Below are 20,855 nucleotides of genomic sequence, written 5' to 3'. Positions count from 1 at the left end.
GCGGGCCCGCGTCGATCCCCGTAGTGCAAGTGCCCGGCAGTCTGGGCGCCCAGTGCGTCTGGCCCCACGACAAGCGACCCCGACAAGTTTTCGCCGCACCTGTCTACTGTCACTAGAATCGCGACCATGACCAACGAGACCACCAGCACCACGTCCGCCACCACGCCAGTCACGGGCCAGGTACCGGACAAGCCGGTGCTGGAGGGCCTCGAGGCCAAGTGGGCCAAGAAGTGGGCCGAGGACAAGACCTACGCCTTCACCCGGCCGAAGATCGACCTGACCGACCCTGCAAGCAGGTCAGGGGGCCGCGCCCAGGTCTTCAGCATCGACACCCCCCCGCCGACCGTTTCCGGATCGCTGCACGTGGGGCACGTGTTCAGCTACACCCACACCGACCTCATCGCCCGCTACCAGCGCATGACCGGCAAGCACGTCTTCTACCCGCTGGGCTGGGACGACAACGGCCTGCCCACCGAGCGCCGCGTGCAGAACTACTACGGCGTGCGCTGCGACCCGTCAGTGGCCTACGACCCCGACTTCACGCCGCCGGCCAAGCCGGACCCGAAGAAGCAGGTGCCGATCAGCCGACGCAACTTCGTCGAGCTGTGCCACGAGCTGACCCAGGTGGACGAGAAGGTCTTCGAGGACCTGTGGCGCAGCGTGGGGCTGTCGGTGGACTGGGACACCCTGTACTCGACGATCTCTCCCGAGACGCAGCGCATCGCCCAGCTGGCCTTCCTCAGGAACCACGAGCGCGGCGAGGCCTACATGAGCGAGGCCCCCACCATGTGGGACGTCACCTTCCAGACCGCCGTCGCACAGGCAGAGCTGGAGGCCCGCGACTACCCCGGCGCCTACCACCGCATCGGCTTCGCCCTGCCCGAGGGCACCCAGGGCGATGCCGAGCTCTTCGCCGACAACAAGGTGTGGATCGAGACCACCCGTCCCGAGCTGCTGCCCTCGGTGTGCGCCCTCATCGCGCACCCCGACGACGAGCGATACCAGCACCTGTTCGGCACCACCGTCACCTCGCCGGTCTTCGGCGTCGAGATCCCGGTGCTGGCCCACTCCGCCGCCGAGAAGGACAAGGGCGCGGGCATCGCGATGTGCTGCACCTTCGGCGACCAGACCGACATCATCTGGTGGCGCGAGCTGCAGCTACCCACCCGCACCATCATCACCCGCGACGGCCGCCTGCAGGCCGAGACCCCCGAGTGGCTGGTCAACGGCGACTTCTACGCCGAGCAGATGGCCACCAAGACCACCTTCACCGCGCGCAAGAACATTGTGGAGAAGCTCGCCGAGACCGGCGACATGGACGGCGAGCCCAAGCCCACCCAGCGCATGGCGAACTTCTACGAGAAGGGCGACAAGCCGCTGGAGATCGTCTCCACCCGCCAGTGGTACATCGCCAACGGCGGCCGCGACGAGCAGCTCAAGGCCGACCTGCTGGCACGCGCCGACGAGATCGCCTTCGTCCCGGAACACATGAAGCACCGTTACACCAACTGGGTCGCGGGCCTCAACGGCGACTGGCTGATCAGCCGCCAGCGCTTCTTCGGCGTGCCCTTCCCCGTTTGGTACCCCACCGACGCCGACGGCGAGCCCGACTACGAGAACCCGATCGTCGCCGACGCCGCGAGCCTGCCCGTCGACCCCTCCAGCGACGTGCCCGAGGGCTACTCGGACGAGCAGCGCAACCAGCCCCATGGATTCGTCGCCGACCCCGACGTGATGGACACCTGGGCGACGAGCTCGCTGAGCCCCGAGCTGGTGACCGGCTGGGAGCGTGACGAGGAGCTGTTCCACCTCACCTTCCCGATGGACATCGCCCCGCAGGCCCACGACATCATCCGCACCTGGTTGTTCAGCCGCGTGGTGCGCGCCCACCACGAGTTCGGCACGGTGCCGTGGAAGCGCGCCACCATCTCGGGCTTCGTCGTCGACCCCGACCGCAAGAAGATGAGCAAGTCCAAGGGCAATGTGGTGGTCCCGACCGAGATCCTGGACAAGTTCGGCGCCGACGCCGTCCGCTGGCGCGCCGCGATGGCACGCCCCGGCATGGACTCCCCCTTCGACGAGACCCAGATGAAGGTGGGCCGTCGCCTGGCGATGAAGGTGCTCAACGCCTCCAAGTTCGTCCTCGGCATGAGCGGTGACGGCAAGGGCGAAGTCACCCATCCCCTCGACCTGGCGATGTTGGCCAGCCTGTCCGGTGTGGTTGGACAGGCCACCCAGAGCTTCGAGAAGTTCGACTACACCGGGGCGCTGGAGGCGACCGAGACCTTCTTCTGGGCCTTCTGTGACGACTACCTGGAGACGGTCAAGGAGCGCGCCTACGGCGCCCAGGGCGACGAGGCCGCCGCCAGCGCACAGGCCGCTCTACGCCTGGCACTCGACGTGATGTTGCGCCTGTTCGCGCCCTTCCTGCCCTTCGTCACCGAGGAGGCCTGGAGCTGGTTCGCCTCCGGTTCGGTGCATCACGCCACCTGGCCGACGGCCGAGGAGCTGCCCACCGGCGGCGACGCGGCGCTGCTCGATGAGCTTGCCACCGTGCTGATCGCCCTGCGCGGGGCGAAGAGTGCGGCCAAGGTGAGCATGAAGACCGAGATCGAGCGTGCCCAGTTCAGCGGCACCGCCGCCGTGGTGGAGGCCCTGCAGGCCGCCGAGGGTGACCTGCGGGCCGTCGGACGCATCACCGGCGAGGTGCTGTGGGTGAAGCAGGACGGACCCACCACGGTGGCCGTCGAGCTCGGCGAACCCGCCACCAAGCAGCCGAAGAACTGATCCGGACACGAGAACACCAGGGAGCCGTCCAGTGACCATCACCAGCATCGCGATCGACCTGGACGGCACCCTGTTCACCCCGGAACGCGACTACGACCGTGCCCGCTTCGCGCGGATGCTCGAGGCCTGTGAACAGCGCGACATCCGGGTGGTGATCGCCAGCGGCCGCCAGCACCTGAGCATGCGCACCATGTTCGACGAGCCCGACCGGCTTGCCTTCGTGGGCGACAACGGCTCGATGGTCATCGACCGTGACAACGAGCCGGTGCACGCCGCCGTGCTGGATGACGACGTGGTGCGCCGGGCGGTGGAGCTGCTCGACCAGCACCCCGAGATGTTCACCGTCGCCAGCGGACCCGAGGGCGGCTGGATCCAGCTGGCGGCGCCGCAGCTGATGCACGACATCATGGACACCGCCTATGTGAACCTGGCGCGTGTGGAGAGCCTGCGGGAGATCGACGGGCCGGTGAGCAAGTTTGCGCTGGTCACCCATGATGGCCAGGCCGAGCGGCTGGCCGCCGAGCTCAGCCAGGCTCTCGACGGCGCCGTCGTGCCGGTCACCACCGGGCACCGGGGCATCGACCTGATCGACCCGCGCCGCCACAAGGCCGACGGGCTCGGTTACCTGATGAGGCGATGGGACCGCCGTTTCGAGGACATGGTGGCCTTCGGCGACTCCGGCAATGACGTGGAGATGCTGCGGGCCGCCGGCACCAGCTATGCCATGGCCGAGGCCCAGAAGGTGGCGGTCGAGGCCGCGGACCGGCGTGCACCCAGCGGGGCTGAGTCGGGCGTGATGGTGGTCATGGAGGAGCTGCTTGGTCTCTGAGTCCCCCGGGCCCGTACCCACAGGGAGTCGTCGCTCAACCCGCCTGCTGGCAGGTGCAGTCCTCGCAGATGCAGTCGGTGCAAAGGCACTCGCCGCCGGTGTGGCAGGGACAGATGTGCGCCTCGGCGACGCCGATCAGCAGCGCAGAGATGTCGCGCACGGGCTCGCCCGCCAAGACCTGACGATGCGCGCGTGCCGTCTCGTACCAGGCCGAGCAGCTCGTGCAGGCCAGCAGGTGGGAGTCCACCTCCACCCTTGCGATGGCGGGATCCTCTCCGTCGAGCATGGCAGACAGCGACTCGCGCCATCGCTGTGGCTCGCGGCAGGTCTCCATGCGCGCAGACTAACGCACCCGAGCCGATGCCCGGTAGCATCCGGGCCATGGTGAAGGCAGTCAGACCGGCGCGCGACGAGGCCCTCGATACCCGCGTCACCGGTCTGGCCCTGGATGCCGCGGCCGGGGACAGGCCCGCACTGGGCGAATTCGTCCGGCTGACCCAGCCGGACGTGACCCGCTTCCTGCGCCACCTGGCCGGGGACGCCTCGGTCGAGGACCTGGCCCAGGACACCTACGTGCGTGCCATGGATGCGCTGCCCGGCTTCGAGGGACGCTCCAGCGCGCGCACCTGGCTGCTGACGATCGCGCGGCGGGTGGTGGCCGACCAGGTGCGGCGTGAGGTGGCCCGTCCGCAGACCCCGCGGGAGCCGTCGTGGATCACCGAGCACGGCCGCAGTGTTGGGGATTCCAGCCTGAAGGTGGAGCTCGACCAGGTGCTGGCGGGGCTGGAGCCGGGACGCCGCGAGGCCTTCGTCCTCACCCAGGTGCTCGGCTACGACTACCAGCAGGCCGCCGACGTGTGCGGGGTTCGGATCGGAACCATCCGTTCGCGCGTCTCCCGCGCCCGCGCCGACCTCGTGGCGGCCCTTGCCCCCGCGGGCAGTGACGGCGCGCTGGTGCTGCGGGACGTGGAAAGGGCCGGCTGATGCCGTCCTTCCGGGTGGAGCTCGAGGTGCTGGGCCTTCGTCCGGGGAACCGGCCCGAGGCCGTCATGGACGGCGCCGTGAGCGCCATCAGCGAGAACTTCCACGTCGACGACCGCCAGATCGACGTCGTGGCCCAGACGCCACGGATCAGGGTGCGCTTCACCGTGCCCGACAGCTCCGACGCCGAGGAGACCGAGCTGGCCGTGATGGCCGCCGAGGCTGCCACCGAGGCGGTGGAACAGGTGGCGGTCACCGGGCGCCGCTGGGTGCTTCGCCGACAGGGTGGCCGCTGGCTGCCGGCAGGCTGAACCCTGCCGGCAGCCAACCCGCCGGTCAGGGCCTCAGTCGCAGTTGGCGCACTCGCCGGTCAGCGACATCTGCATGAAGCAGGTGGGGCAGACATTTCCCTGCAACGGCTCGGGCTTCTTCTTGACGGTACGCGTCGCCTTGGCCGGCGGCACCTTCCCGACGACCGTGGCGCGACCGCTGGTGGCGGCCGGTGCGGCGGTGGGGGCGGTCCGGGTCCCACCCCAGCGGGCAAAGCAGGCACGTCGCTGCTCGAGGGCGTGCTCCTCGCGGTGCTCGGCGTCCACGTCCACCCTCGCGAAGCGAAGGATCTCGTCATAGGCGGGTCCGACATTGCCGTCACGGCGCACCGCCACGGCGGTCAGCAGGGGCAGGGCCTCCGCGGCGCACTTGCGGGCGACCATGCCCAGCAGTGGTCCGATCCACTTGGAGGTGGGCTGCTTGGTCTGGATTCCTGATCGCTGCTGGACCAGTCGTGCCAGCTGGCCGTACTCGACAGTCTTGTGTGCCGATGCTGCTTCCATCAACACTTCATGCGCCGCCTGGGCCCACGCCTTGACGGCGCTCACCTGGTCGACGAAGTCCCCACTGTCACGTACTGGCATCTGATCCCCTCATCACACGGCAACGAGCCCTCCACGAGGGCCGGAGGAAGTCTACTCACTCCCCCGGGCCGCTCCGCACCATGCTTTCCCATCGCAGTGCGGCCACCTGACCCAGGCCTGCCGGGACGGGACGATGCCCGGAGAACCACCCCAAGGGGTGGTGATTGTGCAGGCGATTTCGCCGTGGGCGCACGGAAACACTCTCTGGGCGAAATCACTTGTCACGGCGAAATCTGCCCGGCTAGCTTCATAGATGTCCGAAGTGATTCGAAGAAATGGCCGCAGGCCTTTCTCGCACGAAAGGCCCACAGGGCCGGAACAGGAACGAACCATGACTGACAACACCGCGAACAACAACTTCGACTACGACCGCTACTACGGAACCGTCATCGACTCCGAGGGCAACAAGGTCGGCGATGTCGGCCAGGTCTACCTGGATGACGCCACCGGTCGCCCCGAGTGGGTCACCGTCCGCACCGGTCTGTTCGGCATGAAGGAGACCTTCGTTCCGCTGCAGGGCGAGAACGTCTCCAACGGAGAGATCCACGTGCCCTACACCAAGGACCAGATCAAGGGCGCCCCGAGCATTGATCCCGAGGGCCACATCACCGAGGCCGAAGAGGCCGAGCTGTACCGCTACTACAGCATCAAGCAGGACCTGGGCGCCTACGAGGGTCGCGACGCCGTGGCCACCGACCGCGTCGCCACCGACCGCGTGGCCACCGACCGTGTCGACACCGACCGCGACGCCAACCTCGAGGGCGACATCATTCGCCACGAGGAGCGCCTCAACGTTGGCAAGGAAGAGGTCGAGACCGGCCGCGTGCACATCCGCAAGCACGTCGTGAACGAGCAGCAGAGCGTCCAGGTGCCCGTGGAGCGCGAGGAGCTGCGCGTCGAGCGCACCCCGATCGCCGACGGTGAGGTCGTCCGCGGTGGCCGCCTCGAGGAGGGCGAGACCGAGGTCGTGCTGCACGAGGAGCGCCCCGTCGTCTCCAAGGAGACTGTCGGTGTCGAGAAGGTGAGCGTCGGCAAGGAGACCGTCGTCGAGAACGAGACCGTCACCGCCAATGTGGCCAAGGAGCAGATTGAGGTTGACCGTGATGTCAACGAGGTCCGCGATGACCGCTCCGTCGCCGACAAGGTGAAGGACAAGCTGGATCGTGACAACGACGGCAAGATCGGCTGAACAAGCCCGTCACGCCGATGACCCAGGTCATCACAGCAGGGGAAGGCCCCGAGCCTGACGGCTCGGGGCCTTCCCGCGTCTCTTGGACCCCGCACCGATCGATGCCAGATCGGTAGGATCGGGATCGTGATCCCGCCGCCCGCGACGACGAGCACCATGACCGCCACCGGCTGCGAGCCTTCGGTGGATTCCCCGTCACCATGGAGACGGCGCTTCGACCGATTCCGCGACGGCCTGTGGAGCCTGTTCCCACAGGCCATCCGCCACCACCTGCCCGTCACCCTGGTCGGTTACTGCCTGATCAACCTGTTGACCTTCTCCACCGACATGGCACTGCTGTGGTTCGGCTTCCGGGTGGCGAGCCTGCCCTATCCGGTCGCCGTCAGCGCTGGCTACATCGTCGCCCTGGCCCTGGCCTATGCGCTCAACCGGACCCTCAACTTCGAGTCCAACTCCCCCGTCGGTGGTGAGCTGGCGCGTTATGTCGTCACCGTCGTGGTGAACTACGCACTCCTCGTCGTTGGACTGTCGTCGCTGCTGCACCACGTGGGCGTGCACTTCTAGCTGGCCCGCCTGCTGGCAGCCACCGCCGAGGCCGTCTTCATGTACTGCATGATGCGCTGGGTAGTCTTCCGACGCACGCCACGCCACGCCCACGACGGCTGAGGGCTGCCAGGCAGCCTCATCGAGAGCGACGGGGACGGGCCGGCTCCTCCTCGACCAGCGCTGCACGCTCCGGAGCATTGGAGGCCGTCGGGAAGCCACCGCGACGCTTCTCCAAGCGGCCCTCGACGAGCGAGTAGAGCACCGGCACCAGAAGCAGGGTGAGCAGTGTGGAGCTGAGCAGGCCACCGATCACGACGATCGCCAGCGGCTTGGAGATGAACACGCCGCCACCGGACAGTCCCAGGGACATCGGAATCAGCGCGAAGATCGTCGCCACGGCCGTCATCATGATCGGCCGCAGACGCTGGCGGGCACCCTCGACCAGTCCGGTGTGCACGTCCATTCCCTCACGGCGGTAGTGGTTGACCAGGTCGATCAGCACGATCGCATTGGTCACCACCACACCCACCAGCATCAACAACCCGATCATCGACGGGACGCCCAGGGGCGTGTCGGTGAGCAGCAAGGCGATGATCGCGCCGACCGCCGCGAAGGGGATGGAGATGGTCAGGATCAGCGGCTGCACGAGGCTCTTGAAGGTGGCCACCATCACGACGTAGACGATGGCGACAGCCGCCAGCAGTGCCAGCCCGAGCTGGGCGAAGGCCTCGCCCTGCTCGGTGGCGACACCGCCGAGCTCCGCGCTGGCCCCCGCCGGCAGGGTGGTCTCGTCGAGCTTCTTGCCGACCTGCGCCGTGGTGGCGCCCAGGTTGTCACCGGTCGGCGTCAGGGTGATGGTGACCGAGCGCTGCCCGTCGGTGTGGTCCACCTCGGTGGCCACCGAGTCCTGACGGACCGTGGCGACCTGCCCCAGCGTCACGGCACCGGACGGACCCGCACCCACGGGCATGGCGCGCAGCTCGTCCAGGCCCACCGGCTTGTCCTTGCTGGTCACCACAAGGTCGATGGTGCGGCCGTCGCCGGTTTCCACCTGGCCCAGCGTGGTGGGGCTCAGGCGTGAGCGCACCAGCTGGCCGATGGCCTGCTCGCTCAGTCCCGCCGCCGCGGCCTTGGTCTGGTCGACATCCACCTGCACCTGCGGCTGGTCGGCGGCCAGACTGGAGCTGACATTGCTGCTCTCAGGCACCGTCACCAAGGCTTTGAGCAGCGCGTCATTGGCCTGCTGCAAGGCCTTCTGGTCGGCGGCGGTGACCACCACCTCCACGTCACCGCTGCCCATCCCCTGGCCGGCACTGACCGTCACCGGACCGTCATCCTCGAAGGGCTTGACGGCCTCGCGCACCCGCTCGGCCAGCTCGGTCTGGTCGGCGTCCGCATCGGTGGTGACCGACAGGGTGGCCTGGCCCTGTCCGCCTCCACCGAACATGGCCTCGATGCCGGAACCGCCCAGAGTCGCCTGCACGGTCTCGACCCCGTCGAGGCCCAGCACGGCCTTCTCCACCTTGGCGGCGCGGGCGTCCTGTTCGGCCAGGGACAGCGCCGGCGGGTACTTCTGGGTGATGTTCAGGGTGTTCATGCCGGAGCTGCCCAGGAAGTCGGTCTTGAGCGTGCTGCCCAGCGCGACCGAGGCGCCCAGGAGCAGCAACGAGAGCAGCACCGAGAGCCAGCGGTGGGCCAGGGCCCAGTCGAGGGCCGGCAGGTAGGCGCGCTGCAGCCAGCCCTTGCGCTCGGCCTCGTGTGCCTCGGCCTCCACCGCGACAGCGTCGGCGGGACCGTCGATGGGCTTGAGGAACCAGTAGCACAGCACCGGCACGATCGTCAGTGCCACCAACAGGGAGGCGAGCAGCGCGATGGTCATGGTGAAGGCGAAGGGCCGGAAGAGCTCGCCGGTCTGGCCGCTGACCAGGCCGATCGGGATGAAGACCGCGACCGTGGTGATCGTCGCGGCGGTGATGGCGGTGGCCACCTCGCGCACGCCATTCATGATCGCCTCGTACTTGCCCTCGCCATAGGACAGGTGGCGCTTGACGTTCTCCACCACCACGATCGAGTCGTCCACCACCCGTCCAATGGCAATGGTCAGCGCCCCCAGGGTGAGGATGTTGAGGCTGAAGCCCGCCATGCGCAGGCCGATCAGCGTCAGCAGCACCGAGACCGGGATCGAGACCGCGGTCACCAGGGTGGAGCGCAGGCTCTTGAGGAAGACCAGGATCACTACGACCGCCATCAGCAGCCCGAGGCCGCCCTCGACCAGCATGTCGTGGATCGACTGGGTGATGAAGGGTGCCTGGTCGAAGACGGTGGTGAAAGTGGGCCGGTCACCCATCGCCGCAGCGATGCCGGGCAGTGCGTCACTGATCGCCCGGGAGACCTCGACGGTGGAGCGGTCGGGGGTCTTGGTGATCGACAGCGACAGGCCCTGCTTGCCGTTGGTACGCGAGACCGAGGTGGCGGGCGCGTGCACCTGGGTGACGGTCGCGACCTGGCCGAGCGTCACCGGCCGGGGCGCCGGGCTCGGCTGGGTGGCCGGGGCGGCGCCGGGCGCAACGGCGGGCGCGGTGCCCACCAGAGCCAGTTCCTTGACGTCGTCGACCGAGCCGAAGCGCTTGCCGACGGTGACGGCCAGCTCCTGACGCCCCGAGGCCAGCTGCCCACCCGAGACCAGGCCGCCGGACTGGGTGAGCACCTGCTGCACCTGGGCGGTGGTCAGGCCCGCGGCGGCGAGCTTCTTCTCGTCGGGCACCACCTGGACCTGCTGCTCGCGGGCGCCCGACATGCTCACCTGGCGCACGCCCGGGATCTTCTCCAGCTCCGGGATGCCGATGGCCTGCAGGCGCTGCGCCAAGGCTTCCGGAGTGCCCTCGTCGCTGACCGAGATCACCTGCACCGGCATGTCCTCGGTGGAGCCGGTGAAGACCTGCGAGTCGGCTTCCTCGGGCAGCACCGACTTGATGCGGCTGACCGCGGCCTGCAGCTGCTGCTGCACCTGGTCCATGTCGGAGCCGTACTCCACGTTCACCGTGACGGTCGAGGTGCCCGTCGACGAGGTGGAGGTGTAGCCCTCCAGCCCCTGAAGGCCCAGCACCGCCTGCTCGATCGGCGCGGTGACCTTCTCCTCCACCACCTGCGGGCTCGCGCCCGGGTAGCTCGTCATCACGAAGGCGCTGGGGATTTGCAGCGACGGGATGAGCTCCTGCTTCAGTCCGGTAGCGGTGAGGCCCCCGAAGAAGACGGCGAAGATCGTGATGAGGGCGATCAGGGCGCGGTTGCCCAGGCTGAGCTTCGCCAAGGTGTGCATCGGGGTGCTCCTGCAGGGGGGGATCAAGGACTGTGCGTGCCGAGACTACCCCGCAGGAGTGGCCACCCCCGTCACAGCACGCGGTGGTCGATCTCCTCGCCCTTGACCAGGCGTTGCACCTGCCCGGCCACCAGCTCGACGATGCGGTCGTCCATGCTCGAGGAACGGCCCCCGACATGCGGGGTGATCAGCACGCCGTCGATCTGGCGCAGCGGGTGGTCGGCCGGCAGCGGCTCGGGATCCATCACGTCGAGCGCCGCGCGGATGTGGCCGCTACGCGTTGCCTCGACCAGGGCATCGGTGTCGACCAGCGGGCCGCGGCCAATGTTGACCAGCAGCGCCCCCTGCTTCATCCGGGCCATCAGGCCGGCCTCGAACATGCCGCGCGTCTTGTCGGTCAGAGGCATCCCCAGGATCACGACATCTGCCTGGGAGACCAGTTCGGGCAAGGACTCGGGGCCGTGGACGGTGCCCTGCTCATCGGTGCGCTCGCGGGAGGCGGCCCGCACGACGGTGGCGCCGAAGGCATCCAGACGACGGTGGATGGCCTTGCCGACACCGCCGACCCCCACCAGCAGGACGGTGCGGCCGATCAGGCCGGGGTGGAAGCGCTGGGTCCACTCCCCCTCGTGCTGCTCGCGCAGGTAGGTGTCCAGCCCGCGCTCGGCGGCCAGCACCAGGCCCAGGGTCAGCTCGGCGGTGGCGTCCTCGTGCACGCCCACCGCATTGGCCAGCACCACGCCCTCGGGCAGGTGCTTGTCGAAGTCGTCATAGCCGAGCGACTGGGCCTGCACGGAGCTCACCTCCTCGCCGGCCAGGATGTCGAGCACCTGGGGCTTGGCCATGTAGGGCATGACCGCCAGGTCGATTCGTCCCAGCCCCGAGGGCCCCTCCATGGGCCAGACCTCCAGACGGACGTCATCGGGGAGCTCGGGGCGCAGTCGCTCCAGCAGCTCCTGGGTGGGCACGGTCACGAGCACTGAGGTGGTCATGCCCCCATTGTGGCTTGCCACTGCGCCAAGAGCCAGACCATGCCCGGGCCGTGCATCCCCTGCAGGCCGGAAGTCCCGGCCTGACCCGCCCGCGCGGTGCTCAGGCGCTCAGTTCGGCCCGATGCTTGCCGCGACGCGAACTGTTGTTGGCCACCAGGGTGGGTGCTGCCTCGCCGCGCACGCAGGCGCCGGTCACCACGACCTTGCTGACGCTGTCCTGACTGGGAACCTCGAACATGACGTCGAGCAGCGTCTCCTCCAGGATCGAGCGCAGGCCACGGGCGCCCGTCCCGCGCTCCAGGGCCTTGCCGGCGACCGCCTCGACGGCGTCGTCGGTGAACTCCAGGGTGACGCCGTCCAGCTCGAACATCTTGCGGTACTGCTTGACCAGCGCATTGCGCGGCTCGGTGAGGATGCGCACCAGCGAGTCCTGGTCGAGCGGCGAGACGGTGGCAACCAACGGCAGGCGACCGATGAACTCAGGGATGAGGCCGAACTTGTGCAGGTCCTCGGGAGAGACCTGCGCAAAGGGATCGCCCACCTCGGTACGGGAGTCAGGGCTGGTGTTGAAGCCCAGCGGGCGCTTGCCGACCCGGTCGTTGATGATGTCCTCCAGGCCAGCGAAGGCACCCCCGACGATGAACAGCACATTCGTGGTGTCGATCTGGATGAACTCCTGCTGCGGATGCTTGCGCCCACCCTGCGGCGGGACGGAGGCGACCGTGCCCTCCAGAATCTTCAGCAGCGCCTGCTGCACCCCCTCACCGGACACGTCGCGGGTGATCGACGGGTTCTCGCTCTTGCGCGCCACCTTGTCGATCTCGTCGATGTAGATGATGCCCGTCTCGGCCTTCTTGACGTCGTAGTCGGCGGCCTGGATGAGCTTGAGCAGGATGTTCTCGACGTCCTCACCCACATAGCCGGCCTCGGTCAACGCCGTGGCATCCGCCATGGCGAAGGGCACGTTGAGCATACGGGCCATCGTCTGGGCCAGGTAGGTCTTACCACACCCGGTGGGACCCACCAGAAGGATGTTGGACTTGCCCAGGTCGACGCTCTCGTCCTCGGGCGAGCGACGGCTCGGGCCGGCACTGGCGGTGGCCTGGACGCGCTTGTAGTGGTTGTAGACGGCCACGGCGAGGGTCTTCTTCGCGGTGGACTGGCCGATCACGTAGGAGTCGAGGAAGTCGCGGATCTCGGTGGGCTTGGGAAGCTCGTCCAGCAGTCCCACGTCGGAGCCCTGGCTGAACTCTTCCTCGATGATCTCGTTGCACAGGTCGATGCACTCGTCGCAGATGTACACCCCGGAACCCGCGATGAGCTTCTTCACCTGCTTCTGGCTCTTGCCACAAAAGGAACAGGTGAACAGGTCCCCTGATTCACCGATGCGCGCCATGCCACGTCCTTTCCACGTCGTCACCGACCCTAGCCCGCCAAGGGGCCGTGGCTTCCAGCGACTGGCCGCCACGGCCCCTTGTGCAGCAGGATTTCAGGCGAGATCCTTCAGCGAGGTGAGGATGTCGTCGACGATTCCGTACTCGACTGCCTCCTCGGCGGTCAGGAACTTGTCGCGCTCGATGTCCTTGCTGACCTGCTCCACGCTCTGGCCGGTGTCATTGGCCAGCATGTTCTCCATCAGGCTGCGGATGCGCAGGATCTCATTGGCCTGGATCTCCAGGTCGGAGCTCTGGCCGTAGGTGCCCTCGGTCGCGGGCTGGTGGATCAGGATCCGCGAGTTGGGAAGCGCCATGCGACGGCCCTTGGTACCGGCGGCCAGCAGCACGGCCGCGGCCGAGGCGGCCTGGCCGAGGCAGACGGTCTGCACGTCGGGCTTGATGTAGCGCATGGTGTCGTAGATCGCCGTCAGCGCCGTGAAGGAGCCGCCGGGCGAGTTGATGTACATGCTGATCGGACGCTCGGAGTCCATCTGCTGCAGGCACAGCAGCTGGGCCATCACCGCATTGGCGACCTCATCACCGATCGGGGTCCCGAGGAAAATGATGCGCTCCTCGAAGAGCTTGGTGTAGGGGTCGACGCGACGCATCCCGTAGGAGGTGCGCTCCTCCCACTGCGGGATGTAGTAGTCCATCGACGGACCGGTCGGGGCCATGCCACCCGGCATGGCCGGGTTCTGCATCTGGGCCGGCATCGGGATGTTGTTGAACATTGCCGTCCTCACTGGTTCGGGGCGTCGCTGGAGATCTGCGAAGCGCGCTCGTAGACGTGGTCGATGAAGCCGTACTCCAGGGCCTGGGCCGCGGTGAACCAGCGGTCACGGTCGGAGTCGGCCTCGATCTGGGCCAGCGGCTGCCCGGTGTGCTGTGCGATGAGCTCGGCCATCTGCTTCTTGATGTGCAGCGACTGCTCCGCCTGGATGCGGATGTCGGAGGCCGTGCCACCGATGCCGCCCGAGGGCTGGTGCATCATGATGCGGCTGTGCGGCAGCGCATAGCGCTTGCCGTGGGTTCCGGCGCTCAGCAGGAACTGGCCCATCGAGGCAGCCAGGCCCATGGCCACGGTGGCCACGTCATTGCTGATCCACTGCATGGTGTCGAAGATCGCCATGCCGGCGGTCACCGAACCACCCGGGGAGTTGATGTAGAGGTAGATGTCCTTGTGGGGATCCTCCGCATTGAGCAGCAGCAGCTGCGCGCAGATGGCATTGGCATTCTCGTCCTTGACCTCGTCACCGAGGAAGACGATGCGATTGGCCAGCAGGGACTGGTAGACGTTGTCGGTCATCCCGAAGCCGCTGCCGACGCCACCCGCCATGCGGGGGCCGGGGTCAGTCTGAAAATCGTTCACCCCTGAAACCTACCCGGTGGCGGTGACAAAACAACGCCGGACCGGGCTTTGGCGCCCCAGCGGCGCTACGCCCTCAGCCGACAGGCTCCCCATCGCTGACCCGGGAGGAGATCAGCGTGTTGGCCCAGCGCGAGGCCGGGTCCACGTCGACCAGCAGGGCCTTGCACAGCAGGCTCAGCGGCAGGGCGATCAGGGCGCCCAGGCCACCGAAGACCCAGCCCCACAGCAGCAGTGAGGCAAAGGACATCGTCGGGGTCAGGCCGACGGCATCGCCGGCCACGCGTGGCTGGATGATGGACTGGATGACGAAGTTCACCACGCAGTAGGCCACCACCACGATCACCGCGGGCTGCCAGCCGCCGTCGACCAGCGCCAGCAGCGCAGGCGGCACCAGGCCGATGACAAAGCCGATGTTGGGGATGTAGTTGGTCAGGAAGCTGAACATGGCCCAGACCAGGGCCAGCGGGACGCCCAGCCCGATCAGGATGACGTAGTCGACTGCCGCCACCACCAGGCCGAAGACGGTGCTGACCAGCCAGTACTTGCGGATGCCCTGCGCGAAGCTCTGCAGCCCGTCGACGAAGGCGGGATGGCTGCGGCGGGCAGCGTCGAGGCGCTCGTCGATCTGGATGGAGTCCATCACCATGAAGATCAGGGTGGTGATGATCACCACGGCCAGCGAGGCCACGCCCGAGACATTGCTCAGGACCCCGGTGACCACCGTGACGACACTGTTGGGGTCGATCCCCTTGAGGGCATTCACCAGCACCGTCTGCTCGAAGCCGAGGCCCTTGAGCAGGTCCAGAGACTGGTTGTAGAGGGCGGTGAACTGGGCGGTGTACCGGGGCAGCTCACCCAGCATCGCGGCGACGCCATAGCTCAGGCCGAGCACCATCAGGCCCAGCACCACCAGCACGGTGATCCCCGCCACCACCGCGCCCAGCCAGCTGGGCGCACCCCAGCGCACCAGCACGCGCTGCAGCGGATAGGCCGTGATCATCAGGTTGAGGGCGAAGAAGACCGGCGCCACCAGGCTGGAAATCTCCCGCAGTTCTCGCAGCGAGACCAGGGCGGCCGCCAGGCACAGCAGCACCAACACCAACCGCGGCATCGCGCCGCCACGGCCCTCCGGCTCGAGGGACTCGACCACGGCCCCGGGAGCCTGGGGCTCGGGGACCTCCCGCACCACGATCCGGCGCTGCGCGGCGCGCCGGTCGGTGACACGTGCCGCCGCCTGCTGGGGGGTCTCGGGGCCGTGCAGGATGCCGACGTCCGCCTTCTCGGCCGGCCACTGCATCCTGGCCCGGAAGGGTCCGACGGACAGCCGCCGGCGAAGGTTCTCGAGCACTGCTGACTCCTGCATGACTGGAGGGATGGAATGTGCCTGTCGGGGCACGAATGCCGACTGGGCGCCGCACCGATGGTGCGACGCCCAGTCTAGGACTGCACGGGCCGTGGCCTGGTCAGGCCGACCCGACTACGGGCAGAACTCAGGCCTCGTCGGCCTTGGGCTCGGCAGCCGCGGTCTTCTTGGCCGGGGCCTTCTTGGCGGCGGTCTTCTTGGCCGGGGCCTTCTTGGCAGCCGTCTTCTTGGCCGGAGCCTTCTCGGCAGCCTCGTCCTTGTCGTCCGACTCGGTCTTCTCGGCGGCGGTCTTCTCGGCCGGGGCCTTCTTGGCAGCCGTCTTCTTGGCCGGGGCCTTCTTGGCAGCCGTCTTCTTGGCCGGAGCCTTCTCGGCAGCCTCGTCCTCGTCCTCATCGGACTCGGCCAGCGAACCGTCCGGGCCGAGCTTGGACAGGTCGATGGTTCGGCCGCTGGCGTCGGAGATGGAGGCACCGCTCACCATCTCGGCCAGGGCCTTGGAGCGACGCACCTCCTGCATCCACTCGGGCAGGTGGTTGTGCTCCTGCATGTGCTGGATCTCCTGCTCGGGCGAGGTGCCGTTCTGCTGCGCCTTGGAGAAGATCATCTGGGTCAGCTCTTCCTGACCCACCTCGTACTCGTTGTCGTCGGCCATCTTGTCGAGCACGATCTGGGCACGCAGGGCGTCCATGGAACGCTTCTCGATCTCGGCCCAGAACTCGTCCTCGGTCTCGGCGGTCTCGTCCTCGGCGTCCTTGAGGTACTGCTCGACGCTCAGGCCGGCGGCGGCCAGCTGCTGGGTGACCTGCTGCTTGCGGGCGTTCACCTCGGCCTCGACCAGGGACTGCGGAAGCTCGAAGTCGGTCTTGGCGATGACGGCCTCGAGGACCTTGTCGCGGGCATCGGAAGCCTGCTCGAGGCGGGCCATGCGCACGATGGACTCCATCAGGTCGGCACGCATCTCCTCGGCGGTGTCGAACTGGCTGACCATCTGGGCGAACTCGTCGTCGATCTCGGGCAGCTCCTGCTCCTGCACCTTGGTGACGGTGACCTTGATGTCGGCGTCCTCGTCGCGATGGGCGCCGCCCAGCAGCTTCGAGGTGAAGGTCTTGCTCTCGCCGGCCTTGAGCCCGATGATGGCCTCGTCCATGCCCTCGAGCATGCCGCCCGAGCCCAGCTTGTACTGGATCCCCTCGGCGGTGGCGTCCTCGAGGACCTCGCCGTTCTGCGAGCCCTCCAGGTCGACGGTCACGACGTCGCCATCCTTGGCGGCGCGCTCCACGTCGTTGTTCGTGGCGAAGCGCTGGCGCAGCATGTCGATGCGCTCCTCGAGGTCGGAGTCCTTGACCTCGGTGTCGTCGACCTCGACCTGAATGGTCGAGAAGTCGGGCAGGTCGAACTCGGGACGCACGTCGACCTCGGCGGTGAACTGGACGTTCTTGCCGTCCTCGAGGTTGGTGACGTCGATCTCGGGCTGGCCCAGCGGGGTCAGCTTGTGCTCGACGACGGCCTGGCCGTAGGCGTTGGGAAGTGCGTCGTTGATGGCCTCCTGCAGCACCATGCCGCGCCCGTAGCGCTGGTCGATGATGGCCGCGGGAACTTTGCCCTTGCGGAAGCCGGGGATCTGCACCTGCTGGGCGATCTCCTTGTAGGCCTTGTCCAGGCTCGGCTTCAGTTCCTCGAAGGGCATGTCAATCGTGAGCTTCACCCGGGACGGGCTGAGCTGCTCAACAGTGCTGGGCACAGGTTCTCCTGATCGTCGTCAGATTGGTTGGACGCGCGCAATGCATGGGCGCTCGCACGCAGACCCGATCCATGCTAGCGACCCGTGGGCGCCACGGCCAACGACTGGCCGGGTGCAGCAGTCGCTGCGCCCCGGTCGAGGGCGGCAGCCCGTCAGGCGGCACCGTTGCGGGACGGGCTCCCCTGCTCGCCATAGGGGCTCACCTCGGGGGGGACCGGGCAACGGTAGGCCTGCCCGTTCATGCTTCGTGCATGCTCGGCGGTGGCCCGCGCCCGCAGCTGGTCATCCGTCATCAACCGGGTCGCGGTGCGGGCCAGGACCTTCGCGGCCACCACCTCGGACTTGTGGCCGATCCCGGTTCGTCCCACAGAGACGGCCTGCCAGGAGTGCAGGGCCGCCCCGATGGGGAGGCCTGCCATCGCGAACTGGGCCGTGGGCGCCACCCTGGACACGTCACCCACGTCGGTGGACCCGGCCGCGACAGTACCCGCGCCGCGGAAGGGAAGGACCACCTCGGACAGCGGATTCGCGAGGTCGCGCTGCACCAGACCGTCGTCGTCGGGCCCCATGAAGGACTCGGCCTGCTCGGCATGGCCCGCCAGCTGCGCCGGACCGAAGCCAGCCTTGATGCGTTGCGCCAGGTCGCGGTCCTCGTAGTCCCACCGCGGTGGCCCCACGGCGAGGAGCTCCTCTGCCACCACCTCGGTGAGGACCATGTTGGGCAGATAGCTGGAACATGCCTTGTCGAAGACGATGTCGACGGTGGTGCCGGTCATCAGGGCCGCGCCGCGGGCCACGTCCTGCAGGCGCGCATAGATGTCCTCGACAACCTCCATCCGGGGGGCGCGCACCAGGTAGAGCACCTCGGCGAGGGCCGGCACCACATTGGGTGAGCGGCCACCGGAATTGGTGACTGCGTAGTGGAGCCTCGACTCGGGCACGATGTGCTCGCGAAGGTAGTTGGCACCGACGTTCATCAACTCCACCGCGTCCAAGGCACTTCGCCCCAGATGCGGCGACTGTGCGGCATGGGCTGCCTTGCCGTGGAAGCGGAAGATCGCCTGGATGTTGGCCAGGGACGAGCTGGTCCACGGTGCAGTCATCGAGAAGGTGTGCCAGGTGAGGAAGGCATCGACACCGTCGAAGACACCCTCGCGGGCCATGAATGCCTTGGCCGAGCCGTTCTCCTCGGCAGGGCAGCCGAAGAAGTGGACACTGCCCGGCAGTCCCTCGCCCTCCAGGTGTTGCGTGGTGGCCACCGCCGCGGCCGCGGAGGCTGCGCCCAGCAGGTTGTGGCCGCAGCCGTGCCCGGCGTCCGTTCCTGGGCGAGGTTGCGGATGGTCGAGGCCAGCCTCCTGGCTCACCCCGGCCAGGGCGTCGTACTCGCCGAGCAGACCGACCGACGGGCCCTGCCCCGCGCACCACGAGGCATGGAAGGCGGTGGTGATTCCCCCCACCCCGAACTCCACCTCGAATCCGTGTCCGGCGAGGAAGTCGGCCACCATCCGGCTGGAACGGTCCTCCTCGAAACTCATCTCCGACAGGTCCCAGACGGCGTCGCTCAGCCCGGTGATCGCGGCAACGTTCTGGTCGATCCAGTCATCAGTGAAGGTCATGCGTACATCCTCCTCGGGTGGGTGGGTCTTCCGAAGGTCCAGGTCAGTGGTTGGCGGGCCCGCGGCGTGGACGCACCAGGACCAGGAGCACCAGGCCGACCAGGAAGCCGGCGGCGCAGATCCACCAGATCGACCGGTAGCCGCCCAGCGTGGCGATGTGGGACCCGGCTGGGGTGAATGAAGTGAGCACCACGGCGAAGACGGCTCCCGCGACCGAGCCGCCGAGGGTCTTGAGCGTGTTGTAGATACCGGTGGCGATGCCCGTCTCGCTTGAGGGGGCGAACTCGGCGATCATGGCGGGGATCGCACCCAGCAGAAGTCCACTGCCCAGCCCGCACACCAGCTGGGCGGCGAAGACCAGGACCAGTAGGCTCCAGGCTCCCAGTGCAAGGCTGGCATTGGCGAGCGCCGCCAGCACCACGCCCAGGACCATGGTCGACCGCATCCCGATCCGGCGTGCGATCGCCGGGAAGACCGCCGCGGCCACGGCGCAGCTCCCCAACAGGGTGGCGCTGATCCAACTGATCCGTGACGGAGGCAGGCCGAAGCCGTACCCGGTCTGCGCCGGCTCGGCACCCACGAAGGTGGTCACCACCGTCTGGGTGCCGAACAGGGAGGCGCCGAGCAGGAAGGTGGTGACGTAGATCGGCCAGAGTTCCCGCGAGGCAACCAGAGGTAGGTTCACGGCCGGTTCGTGCTGGCGCAGCTCCCACGGAATGAAGACGGCGAGCAGGACGGCGGCGGCCAGCAACCAGGCAAGGCTGCTCGTGTGACCGAAGCCATGGGCCTGCGCGCCCCTCAACCCCAGCAGCAGCGTCGCCATGCAGCCGGCCAGGAGGACGAAGCCGCCCCAGTCGATACTGGCGCCAGTGGGAGCCGAGCCAGGTGGGATGACCGTGAAGGCCGCAATGGTCGAGACCAGCACGGCCAGGGGCGGGAGCAGCAGGACGGTCTCGATCGGCAGGGCGCCGGTCATGCCACCGACCAAGGATCCGATCACGCCGCCCAGGGTGAGGGCAGAGACCAGCAGGCCGATGCCCCGTCGGCCGTGCTCCCCCGGCAGCCGGGCATGGACGATGCCGATCTCCAGGGGCAGCCACACGGCTAGCGGTCCGACCAGCACCCGTCCGACGAGCACCAGGGCGAAACTCGGGGCGAGTGCCGTGATCAGTGTGCCGAGCAGCACCGAGAGCAGCGCGATGCGCAACATGCGACGATGGCCGAAGATGTCACCGAGCTTGGACAGCACCGGGACACAAATCGCGGCTGACAGGGTCTGGACCGAGTTGAACCAGATGATGTTGGCATCACTGACCGCCAGGTGCTCGGCCACCCGATTGAACAGGGGGAGATAGAAGCCCTGCACGAGGCCGCTGCAGAACTCCACCAGCACTAGGAAGCCGACGATGGCCCCCACATTGATGGGGAGGGATTCGGTCTCCTTGGCTGCTTCCGCGACGGTGCGGTTGGAGTCCATGGGCGTCCTTCCGACCTGGGATGTTTCGCCCATCATAGGGCCGCGGACTGGACGCGACAGGGAAAAACGGGACTTGCCCACGGATCAAATGCAGCTGGCCCGCCCCAAGGTGGGGCGGGCCAGCTGCGTCCAGTGGAGCGGATGACGGGAATCGAACCCGCGTAGCTAGTTTGGAAGACTAGGGCTCTACCATTGAGCTACATCCGCGCGCCTGCTGGGCAGGCCCCGCAATACTAGCCGATCCTCGGCCGGTGCGCGAAAGCACTGGCCCTCGACACTTCTGGGCGGGCAGCTGC

Annotated in this window: 17 protein-coding genes and 1 tRNA gene; 6 read left to right on the top strand and 12 right to left on the bottom strand. The window is 67.9% G+C overall.

What is annotated here, in order from left to right; genetic code table 11:
• Positions 1 to 126 precede the first annotated feature (126 nt).
• A complete protein-coding gene (gene valS / locus ACYVKA_RS00485; protein ID WP_460702082.1) occupies positions 127 to 2,787 on the top strand; it encodes a valine--tRNA ligase in 2,661 nt (886 codons plus the stop codon).
• Between the two features lie 31 nt (positions 2,788 to 2,818).
• A complete protein-coding gene (locus ACYVKA_RS00480; protein ID WP_460702080.1) occupies positions 2,819 to 3,616 on the top strand; it encodes an HAD-IIB family hydrolase in 798 nt (265 codons plus the stop codon).
• Positions 3,617 to 3,650: 34 nt separating this feature from the next.
• Here ACYVKA_RS00480 and ACYVKA_RS00475 read toward each other — a convergent pair whose 3' ends face one another.
• Positions 3,651 to 3,950, bottom strand: coding sequence for a zf-HC2 domain-containing protein (locus tag ACYVKA_RS00475; protein ID WP_394275557.1), 300 nt, complete (start codon positions 3,948 to 3,950; stop codon positions 3,651 to 3,653).
• Positions 3,951 to 3,997: 47 nt separating this feature from the next.
• On the opposite strand from ACYVKA_RS00475, the gene ACYVKA_RS00470 reads away from it, so the two are divergent.
• Together ACYVKA_RS00470 and ACYVKA_RS00465 are read left to right on the top strand one after the other, a co-directional pair.
• Complete coding sequence (locus ACYVKA_RS00470; protein ID WP_460702078.1) at positions 3,998 to 4,600, top strand: sigma-70 family RNA polymerase sigma factor; 603 nt, start codon at positions 3,998 to 4,000, stop codon at positions 4,598 to 4,600.
• The gene (locus ACYVKA_RS00465) at positions 4,600 to 4,908 is read left to right on the top strand and encodes a hypothetical protein (protein WP_394275559.1); all 309 of its coding nucleotides are present in this window, start codon (positions 4,600 to 4,602) and stop codon (positions 4,906 to 4,908) included. Before ACYVKA_RS00470 ends, ACYVKA_RS00465 begins: the two co-directional genes overlap by 1 nt.
• 33 nt (positions 4,909 to 4,941) lie before the next feature.
• Here the strand turns inward: ACYVKA_RS00465 and ACYVKA_RS00460 are convergent, their stop codons facing one another.
• Positions 4,942 to 5,511 carry a hypothetical protein gene (locus tag ACYVKA_RS00460; protein WP_460702076.1) on the bottom strand — a complete coding sequence of 190 codons (570 nt, stop codon included), beginning with the start codon at positions 5,509 to 5,511 and terminating at the stop codon, positions 4,942 to 4,944.
• Between the two features lie 331 nt (positions 5,512 to 5,842).
• Between ACYVKA_RS00460 and ACYVKA_RS00455 the strand changes: the two genes are divergently transcribed.
• Both ACYVKA_RS00455 and ACYVKA_RS00450 read left to right on the top strand, forming a co-directional pair.
• Positions 5,843 to 6,700, top strand: coding sequence for a DUF2382 domain-containing protein (locus ACYVKA_RS00455; protein ID WP_460702074.1), 858 nt, complete (start codon positions 5,843 to 5,845; stop codon positions 6,698 to 6,700).
• 126 nt (positions 6,701 to 6,826) lie between these two features.
• The gene (locus ACYVKA_RS00450) at positions 6,827 to 7,264 is read left to right on the top strand and encodes a GtrA family protein (RefSeq protein ID WP_460702072.1); all 438 of its coding nucleotides are present in this window, start codon (positions 6,827 to 6,829) and stop codon (positions 7,262 to 7,264) included.
• Between the two features lie 118 nt (positions 7,265 to 7,382).
• Here the strand turns inward: ACYVKA_RS00450 and ACYVKA_RS00445 are convergent, their stop codons facing one another.
• The 10 genes from ACYVKA_RS00445 to ACYVKA_RS00400 form a co-directional block, all read right to left on the bottom strand.
• Positions 7,383 to 10,565: an efflux RND transporter permease subunit gene (locus tag ACYVKA_RS00445; protein ID WP_460702069.1), complete on the bottom strand. Its 3,183-nt coding sequence runs from the start codon at positions 10,563 to 10,565 to the stop codon at positions 7,383 to 7,385.
• A 71-nt stretch (positions 10,566 to 10,636) separates the two neighbouring features.
• Positions 10,637 to 11,557 carry an NAD(P)-dependent oxidoreductase gene (locus ACYVKA_RS00440; protein ID WP_460702067.1) on the bottom strand — a complete coding sequence of 307 codons (921 nt, stop codon included), beginning with the start codon at positions 11,555 to 11,557 and terminating at the stop codon, positions 10,637 to 10,639.
• 100 nt (positions 11,558 to 11,657) lie between these two features.
• Positions 11,658 to 12,953 (bottom strand): ATP-dependent Clp protease ATP-binding subunit ClpX, encoded by a 1,296-nt coding sequence (gene clpX, locus ACYVKA_RS00435; RefSeq protein ID WP_394276393.1) that lies wholly within the window; start codon positions 12,951 to 12,953, stop codon positions 11,658 to 11,660.
• 93 nt (positions 12,954 to 13,046) lie between these two features.
• Positions 13,047 to 13,724, bottom strand: coding sequence for an ATP-dependent Clp protease proteolytic subunit (locus ACYVKA_RS00430; RefSeq protein WP_394276392.1), 678 nt, complete (start codon positions 13,722 to 13,724; stop codon positions 13,047 to 13,049).
• A gap of 8 nt (positions 13,725 to 13,732) precedes the next feature.
• Positions 13,733 to 14,329 carry an ATP-dependent Clp protease proteolytic subunit gene (locus tag ACYVKA_RS00425; protein ID WP_394276398.1) on the bottom strand — a complete coding sequence of 199 codons (597 nt, stop codon included), beginning with the start codon at positions 14,327 to 14,329 and terminating at the stop codon, positions 13,733 to 13,735.
• A 106-nt stretch (positions 14,330 to 14,435) separates the two neighbouring features.
• On the bottom strand, positions 14,436 to 15,725 hold the full coding sequence (locus ACYVKA_RS00420) for an AI-2E family transporter (RefSeq protein ID WP_460702065.1): 1,290 nt from the start codon (positions 15,723 to 15,725) through the stop codon (positions 14,436 to 14,438).
• 127 nt (positions 15,726 to 15,852) lie between these two features.
• Positions 15,853 to 17,466, bottom strand: a complete 1,614-nt coding sequence (gene tig, locus ACYVKA_RS00415; RefSeq protein ID WP_460702063.1) for a trigger factor — start codon at positions 17,464 to 17,466, stop codon at positions 15,853 to 15,855.
• Between the two features lie 152 nt (positions 17,467 to 17,618).
• Positions 17,619 to 19,082 carry an amidohydrolase gene (locus ACYVKA_RS00410; protein ID WP_460702061.1) on the bottom strand — a complete coding sequence of 488 codons (1,464 nt, stop codon included), beginning with the start codon at positions 19,080 to 19,082 and terminating at the stop codon, positions 17,619 to 17,621.
• Positions 19,083 to 19,125: 43 nt separating this feature from the next.
• Positions 19,126 to 20,559, bottom strand: a complete 1,434-nt coding sequence (locus ACYVKA_RS00405; RefSeq protein WP_460702059.1) for an MFS transporter — start codon at positions 20,557 to 20,559, stop codon at positions 19,126 to 19,128.
• Between the two features lie 133 nt (positions 20,560 to 20,692).
• Positions 20,693 to 20,766, bottom strand: a tRNA-Gly gene (locus ACYVKA_RS00400).
• Between the last annotated feature and the right edge of the window lie 89 nt (positions 20,767 to 20,855).

It is taken from the genome of Luteococcus sediminum (genome assembly GCF_054783495.1).
Note: the sequence above shows the minus strand (reverse complement) of the source record. Positions and strands in the feature narration are given on the sequence as shown.